Source organism: Pseudomonas sp. ES4, from assembly GCF_050586665.1.
Taxonomy (GTDB): Bacteria; Pseudomonadota; Gammaproteobacteria; order Pseudomonadales; family Pseudomonadaceae; genus Aquipseudomonas; species Aquipseudomonas frederiksbergensis.
In genome coordinates, this window is sequence record NZ_JBOBDO010000034.1 from 45019 (window position 1) to 51777 (window position 6759).

A 6759-nucleotide genomic window follows, 5' to 3' on the forward strand; every position below is an offset into this window, starting at 1 on the left:
TGACTGGCCGGCTTGTGTCGGCTGTTGTCAGGCGGTTGCGCGAGTAACGGTGTGGGCACTCGTAAAAAAGACAACAACCTAATGCGCTGTCATCCCCTGACGCAATCCATGACCGGGCGACAAAGCCAGCGCCAACTGCGTCCGGTTATGCATATGCGTCAACCGCAAAACCTGCGACACATACAGCTTCACCGTGTTCTCGGTAATGCCCAGCTCGCAGGCAATCTGATAATTGGTCTGCCCCTTCCCCACCAACCGCGCCACCTCCAACTGCCTTGGCGACAGGTGACTGAAAACCGCCGGAATCTCTACCCGATCCACAGCAATGCCAGCCTCATCGGTGGAAACCGATAACCGCGGCCCACGACGGACCTTATCCAGATCCTGATACAGATCATCGATCGACTCGGCAAGGTATTGAAGCTTCTGATCCAGATGCTTGAGCTGCAGGCTCTTCTGCCGTTCCTGCAACACCACTGCCTGACGGGCAATCCCTTCAAGCAACTCAGCCGGATTGACCGGCTTCTGGTAGTAATCGGCAAACCCGGCCCGCAAAGCCTTGATCACATCCTGCTTGTCCGCACGCCCAGTGAGCATGATCGCTTCAAACACCCGGTGCTTGCCGGATAACCGTTGCAGCTCCTGAACCAGTTGAATCCCGTCCAGACCGGGCATGTGCAAATCGCAAAGCACCAGGCCAATGGCTTCGTCTTCATTGAAACGCTCGACGGCCTGACTGCCCGTCTCGCTGCAAACGCAACGGTAACCGCTGCCTTCAAGAAGCTCACAGAGCTCTGCGGCAATCAACGGCTGGTCATCGACCACAAGGATTTTTACTGCCGAAGGAAGTTTGATCACATGCGACTCCCTGCAAGGTCAAGGTTGACCGTTCCTCTACAAACAGCCACAGACAGTACAACTGCTGAATTGAAAGTAGACGTACATTCCGACTCTGTACATACAGCGGGCCCTAGTGAAACCAGGCGAGTGTGAGCAACAGGCCCACCAGCACGAAGGGTGCGAAGGGTTGTTTCTTTGACATTCCAGGCTCCAGATATCGAAGATGATTTCTAAGCCCTTGGCCCATATGAAGCCAGACTCTTGGCGCCAGCAGCAGCCACAAGACACTGGCCAATCCGGCGCCGATGAACACGCCGAGCAGGTGCATGCCGTCAGTCGCCAGCCCCAGGCCGGTCATCAGTTTCACATCGCCTGCGCCCAGGCGTCTCAGCGCATAACCGGGCAAGGTAAAGGCCAGCGCCAGCAAAAAAGCCCAGCCGCCCTGCACCGCCTCGGCCCCCAGCCAGGTAGTGCCCGTCCATAGCAGATACGCCAGCGCCAACACCGCTGCGCCAAGGGTCAGGCCATTGGCGATGTGCCGTTCTCGAGCATCCTGTGCTGCGCAAAGCGTCAGCCAGATCAGTAATACAAAGCTCTGCATCCGGTAAAAAACGTCCGTTTTGGCTGAATGATTCTATGCTGATATCACGTGATGAATATCAGGGTAGACGCAGTCATGAAAACAGGCCTCCCCCGTAAGCAAAAAGGCGCTGTAGCGATTGAATTCGCGTTGGTATTTCTCATCTTTTTCGCCGTGTTCTATGGAATCGTCACTTACAGCTTGCCGCTGTTGCTGATGCAATCGTTCACCCAGTCGACCGCCGAAGCGGTGCGCCGAAGCGTGGCGCTGGATCCCAGCACCCCCGGCTACGACACCGCGGTAAAAACCGTTGCTACCACTGAACTGAGCCGACAATTGGCCTGGATTCCTGCCGCACTGAATTTCAATGTCGCCACCGACGCCAGCGCCACCTACGTGGGCGGGGTGTTGACAGTCAGCATCAACTACCCCACCAGCAAATTGCAGCAGGTCATCCCGTTTCTGAACGTGCCGGGAATTGGCCAGGTGCCTAATCTGCCGGCAAACCTTTCTGCCCGTTCGAGCCTGCAATTTTGAGTTCCGCAGACAAACTCTTCGGGCGCCTGCTCAACCGCCATCCGCCTGCGCCAGTGGCCGTGCCAGACACCCAGAGCATGCAAAGTGTCGGTTTGCAGATGCACCTCGATGCCGAAGGTCGAGTGATTCACCTGACCGGCCCGCTGCGGCATGTGCTGGCCCAACAGACACCCACGGCGCAAGCACCGCACCTGCTCGATTTCCTCATGCCTCACAGCGGCCTCACCGTTGAAGGCTCGCCCGCCGACTGGCTGGGACAGAGTCTGGACCTGGACTTCTACAGCCTTAACGGCCAACCCCTGCACTTGCGTGGCTGGGTCCAGCCATTGGCCGATACCTGGCTGTTGCAGTTGCTGGACATCGGCGACTTGTTGCTCGATCGCCAGCAATCACGCAGCCGCGAGCAATGCCAATTACTCGCAGCGCAGATCGGCGAACAGTTGCGCCGCTGCAACCTGACGCGCCTGCCCGAGGTGTTGGTGGAACAGCTGCAAGGCCTGGCCCAGCGTTTCCACATGCCCTGCATTGCAGTGGCATTACTCGATGAACAGGAAGAAGGCTGGCAGATACACCAGCATTACACGGCCTTCGACGCGCCCCAGCTGTGGCAAAACGCTCAGCGCCTGGGCACCGGGCTCGACAGCCTGAACGGCTCTGTGCCGCAACGCCTGACGCCCGCCGAATATCCCCGTTTGCAAAGCATCTTCGGCAATGCCGAAGGGTTCGCGGTGCCCTATCACGATGCCCAGGGGGTGGTCGCCTGGTTGCTGTGTGGCCTTTATCCAGTGCAGCAACAGGCACCTGACTTGAATGACCGCGACTGGTTACAACTGACCGCCGCGCTGGCAGGCCAGTTGCTTGAGCGCTTGCGCGAGCACCGGCACCAACTGCAACTGGAACGGCTGGAGTCGCTGCAAGCCTTGCTCGGCACCGGATGGTGGGAAATGTTCAGCGACAGTCGCGAGGTGCAATTGGCGCCGTCGCTGGCCAGCAACCTGAACCTTACGATCGACCGCTTGCCGCTGCATGACTGGCTGGATCGGGTACATCCCGCCGACCGCGAAGAGTTGAGCAGTCGTCTGCAAGCCTTGCAAGACGACGGCACCCCGCTGCTGCTGTGCGTGCGTTTGGCCCAAACGCCGAACTGGTATCGCCTGCAAGGACAAGTCCTGGGCATCGGTAAAAACCGACGGTTAGTGGGTTTCATGCTCGACATCAGCGACATCAAGAACCAGGAGCAAAGCGCCGCGGCGGCCCATGCCCGACTGGACAATCTGATCGCCAGTTCACCGGCGGTGATCTACGTGCAACGCTATGACGAAGGTGCGCTGCAACCAACGTTTTTCAGTGACAGCCTGCTGCAGTTGCTCGGCTGGTCACTGGCTGATTGCGCCACGGGGACCTTGGTTGAAAGGGTCCACCCGGAGGACCGCGATCGGTATTTCGAACGTACCCGACATTTGCTGCGTGAAGGTTCGGTGCGCGCCCGCTATCGGCTGCGCGACAGTCGCGGCGAATACCATTGGCTACTCGATGAAGCCAAGCTCTTGCGCGACGACCTTGGCTTGCCGGTGGAAGCCGTCGGCCTGTGGCTGGACGTCACCGAAGCAACCCTGGCCGCCGAACAGGTGAAACAGAGTGAAGAACGCTACCGGATCCTGGTGGAAGACTCTCCGGCGATGATCTGCCGCTACCGCCCGGACCTGACCCTGAGCTTCGGCAACCGCCCGCTGGCGACTTACCTGGAGTGCCAGCCCGAGCAACTGCCCGGAGTGAACCTGGGCAGCTGGATGTCGCAGGAACAGCGCGAAGCGTTTCTCCTGCGGCTCAGCCGACTCAGCCCGGAATTCCCGGTCAGCACCGCGGAAATCAACCTGCAACTGCCGGGACGGGAACATGCCTGGTGGGTGTGGTCGGATCGCGGGGTGTTCGATGAGCACGGCCATTTGCTGGAGATTCAGGCCGTGGGGCGCGACAACACCGAGGTCCGCCGCGCCCAGCAGCAACTCACCCAAAGCGCAAAAATGGCCACCCTCGGTGAAATGGCCACAGGCTTGGCCCATGAAATCAATCAGCCGTTGAATGTGATGCGCATGGCCATCGTCAACGTGCTCAAGCGTCTGAGCAATGGCGATGCGCAGATCGACTACCTGACCGACAAGCTCAACCGCATCGATGCCCAGGTCCAGCGCGCCGCGCGGGTGGTGGATCACATGCGGGTGTTTGGCCGCCGTTCGGAGATCGAGCAGCAGCCGTTCAATCCGGCGCAAGCCATTGAAGGCACGTTGTCGCTGCTGGCCGAAGGGATGCGCGGCAAAGGGGTCGATCTGCGGGTCAACGAGATCGGGTTTGAAGTGCAAGTGCGCGGTTACGTCGATCAGCTCGAACAGGTGTTGATCAATCTGATGGTCAACGCTCGGGATGCGTTGCTCGGCAAACGCGAGGCCGACCGCGAGTTAAAACCTTGGATTTCGGTGTACGCCGAACGTGATGCGTATTCGGTGCGGCTGTGGGTCGAGGACAACGGCGGCGGTATCGATCCGCGGTTGCTGGAACGGATTTTCGAGCCATTCTTCACCACCAAACCCGTGGGTGTCGGCACCGGGCTCGGGTTGTCGGTGAGTTACGGCATCGTCGAGAACATGGGCGGAAAACTGAGCGTCAGAAACTCGGTCGAGGGCGCCCGGTTTTGTATCGAACTACCGATTATTGCCGACGATCAGATCACCAGCGTCGCTCGTCCTGAGTGACAGCTGAGGTTGGCGCCGACTTCGACCTTGTTCAGATCGATCCCCAGGCTGAGCAGCAATGTGTTGATCAAGGTGTCGAGTAACGGGCTGAGCACGCTGTTGATCACGTTCACCAGCAATGTGGTGACAGTGTTTAAGACGGCCCCCAGACCAGGGACCAGACTGCCCGTCGGGCCGTACATGTTGACCTTAATATTGGTCAGCGTGTCGGTAAGGCTGCTGACGATATTGCTGGTGGAATAGGAATAGTAGAACGGTGGCTGGCTCATCTCCGGCAGGCTGGTGGCCGGCGGAGCGGAATAGACGTGCAGCATGTTGGCGCTCTGTGCCACGGTGGTGTCGGCCATGATGTCGATACCGCCGCCGACGCCTGGAATCCGCGGGTCGCAACTGACAGGAAGGAACAGGATCCGGCGACAGGTTTTCACCCCGATATCAATCACCTTCAACGGTTGCACCACCACGGCGGGCGGCGAGGTGTTGCTGCCGAACGCCGTGTTCGGATCGATCTTGCCGATTTTCAGGGTCACCAGTGAAGTGCTGGTATTGGTGGTCAGGGATTTGTTGGTGGCACTGATGCAACTGTAGGCGGTGACGTAACTGTTGGCACTCGCAACGTCCAGGGCGACATCGAGCCTTAAGGTATCGGAAAGCGGCACGATCGAGGGTGTTTCGCAGGCCGCGCCGAGCGCGCAGGTCAGTGAGTCAATGACTTCGACCAGATTGAGATTCAGCAAGGCGTTCAAGATATTGGTCAACGGTCCGGCAAGATCAGCCGCCGCCTCGAGCAAGGGTTGAATCGCACTCAGAATAGGCAAGTCGACCGACAGCAAGGTACGCACCTGAGCGGTTTTCACGTAGATCCGGTTGGGCCCCAACGGCGCAAGCGCGGCGTTTTTCGGATTGCCGATGGCCGAGAGTTGTGGCGGCTCCAGTATCTGCACCCGAGCGGTGATTTGCGCCAGCCCCGCGAGGTTGATCGGCACGGTCGCCACCAAACCGTTTTTCTTGTTGGCCAGTTGCACGACGGCTTCGATCAGGTCAAACACTTTCAGGTTGGTCCCCAGCGCCGTCACAGTGCTGCCCGCCTCGACGTGCAACACATTGCCGAGTACGACGGTGGTTGCACCTGCCGCGGCCTTCAGCGCTTGAAGACTTGCAATGGTTGCGGTCGCGCCGAATGTGCCGCCGGGGTCCAGTACATTGACGGCGGTCTGGATCAGTTGGCTGACGGCAATCGTATTGCCCAATACCTGGTCATACCCCGCAGCGCTGAGGTTAAGGTCGACCTTCAATCGATTGAGGTAGCCGAGCAGGCTGATGTTGGTGTTCACCAGTCCGTTCCAGCCCGCCGCGTCGATGTTCAAATTGCCCCCGAGCAAACCACCGAACAGCGCGTTGAGCGTGGCCGATTTGCTGGTGTCGACGCTCAACATCGTGCTGCGCAGGGTCAGCGAAGCCTGCGGTGGCGGTAAGGCGGCGACAGCGCTGGCCGTCAGGTTGATGGTCGCTGCGCGTGGAGCGCCGCCGAACAGCGCGCCGACACCACCGGCGACACTCTGCGGGACCGAATGGCTGGCGATCACCCGAATGGCTTCGCTCTTGCTCGGGTCGGCACCAAATACTCGAAGGTTATCGGCATCCAGGGTCAAGGCACCGCAAGCGACCAATAGATTGCGACTGGGGTCAGGAAGGGTAAAGTCGTTACGGTTTGCGCTGGCGGTGGCATAGACGGTGGCGGTGTTGCCAGCGGCGCAATCACCATTTCGGGTGGAGGCTTCAAGTGCGGCCATGTCCGCCACACGCTGCAAGTCACGCTTTTCCAGGTACAAACGACCGCTGTCGACCACGACCAGCAAGAACACCAGGGCCAAGCCCAATGTCAGCGCCGCCATCAAACCGATCGCCCCCCGTTGCCGGGACGGCCTGCGAAACTGCAAACGCGGAGACATCGCGCACTCCTTTGCCGGTGCACAGCCGAGGGCTACCTCCATGGGTGAACAGCAGTGTAGTCAAGACTTGGCTGGACCGCTGGCAACATGCCAGTGCAGA

General features: G+C 59.6%; 5 protein-coding genes. 2 read left to right on the forward strand and 3 right to left on the reverse strand.

Annotated features, from left to right (window positions below; translation table 11 throughout):
• Nucleotides 1-78: 78 nt before the first annotated feature.
• Both ACQ4OB_RS25875 and ACQ4OB_RS25880 read right to left on the reverse strand, forming a co-directional pair.
• Nucleotides 79-858: a response regulator transcription factor gene (locus ACQ4OB_RS25875; protein WP_074873478.1), complete on the reverse strand. Its 780-nt coding sequence runs from the start codon at nucleotides 856-858 to the stop codon at nucleotides 79-81.
• Between the two features lie 112 nt (nucleotides 859-970).
• A complete protein-coding gene (locus tag ACQ4OB_RS25880) occupies nucleotides 971-1441 on the reverse strand; it encodes a prepilin peptidase (protein WP_074873476.1) in 471 nt (156 codons plus the stop codon).
• Between the two features lie 75 nt (nucleotides 1442-1516).
• On the opposite strand from ACQ4OB_RS25880, the gene ACQ4OB_RS25885 reads away from it, so the two are divergent.
• Both ACQ4OB_RS25885 and ACQ4OB_RS25890 read left to right on the forward strand, forming a co-directional pair.
• Nucleotides 1517-1957 (forward strand): TadE/TadG family type IV pilus assembly protein, encoded by a 441-nt coding sequence (locus ACQ4OB_RS25885; protein WP_076028777.1) that lies wholly within the window; start codon nucleotides 1517-1519, stop codon nucleotides 1955-1957.
• Nucleotides 1954-4707 carry a PAS domain-containing sensor histidine kinase gene (locus ACQ4OB_RS25890; protein WP_430956714.1) on the forward strand — a complete coding sequence of 918 codons (2754 nt, stop codon included), beginning with the start codon at nucleotides 1954-1956 and terminating at the stop codon, nucleotides 4705-4707. The genes ACQ4OB_RS25885 and ACQ4OB_RS25890 overlap by 4 nt, the downstream gene beginning before the upstream one ends.
• Here ACQ4OB_RS25890 and ACQ4OB_RS25895 read toward each other — a convergent pair.
• Nucleotides 4677-6659 carry a pilus assembly protein TadG-related protein gene (locus ACQ4OB_RS25895; RefSeq protein WP_430956715.1) on the reverse strand — a complete coding sequence of 661 codons (1983 nt, stop codon included), beginning with the start codon at nucleotides 6657-6659 and terminating at the stop codon, nucleotides 4677-4679. The genes ACQ4OB_RS25890 and ACQ4OB_RS25895 overlap by 31 nt on opposite strands.
• Nucleotides 6660-6759 lie beyond the last annotated feature (100 nt).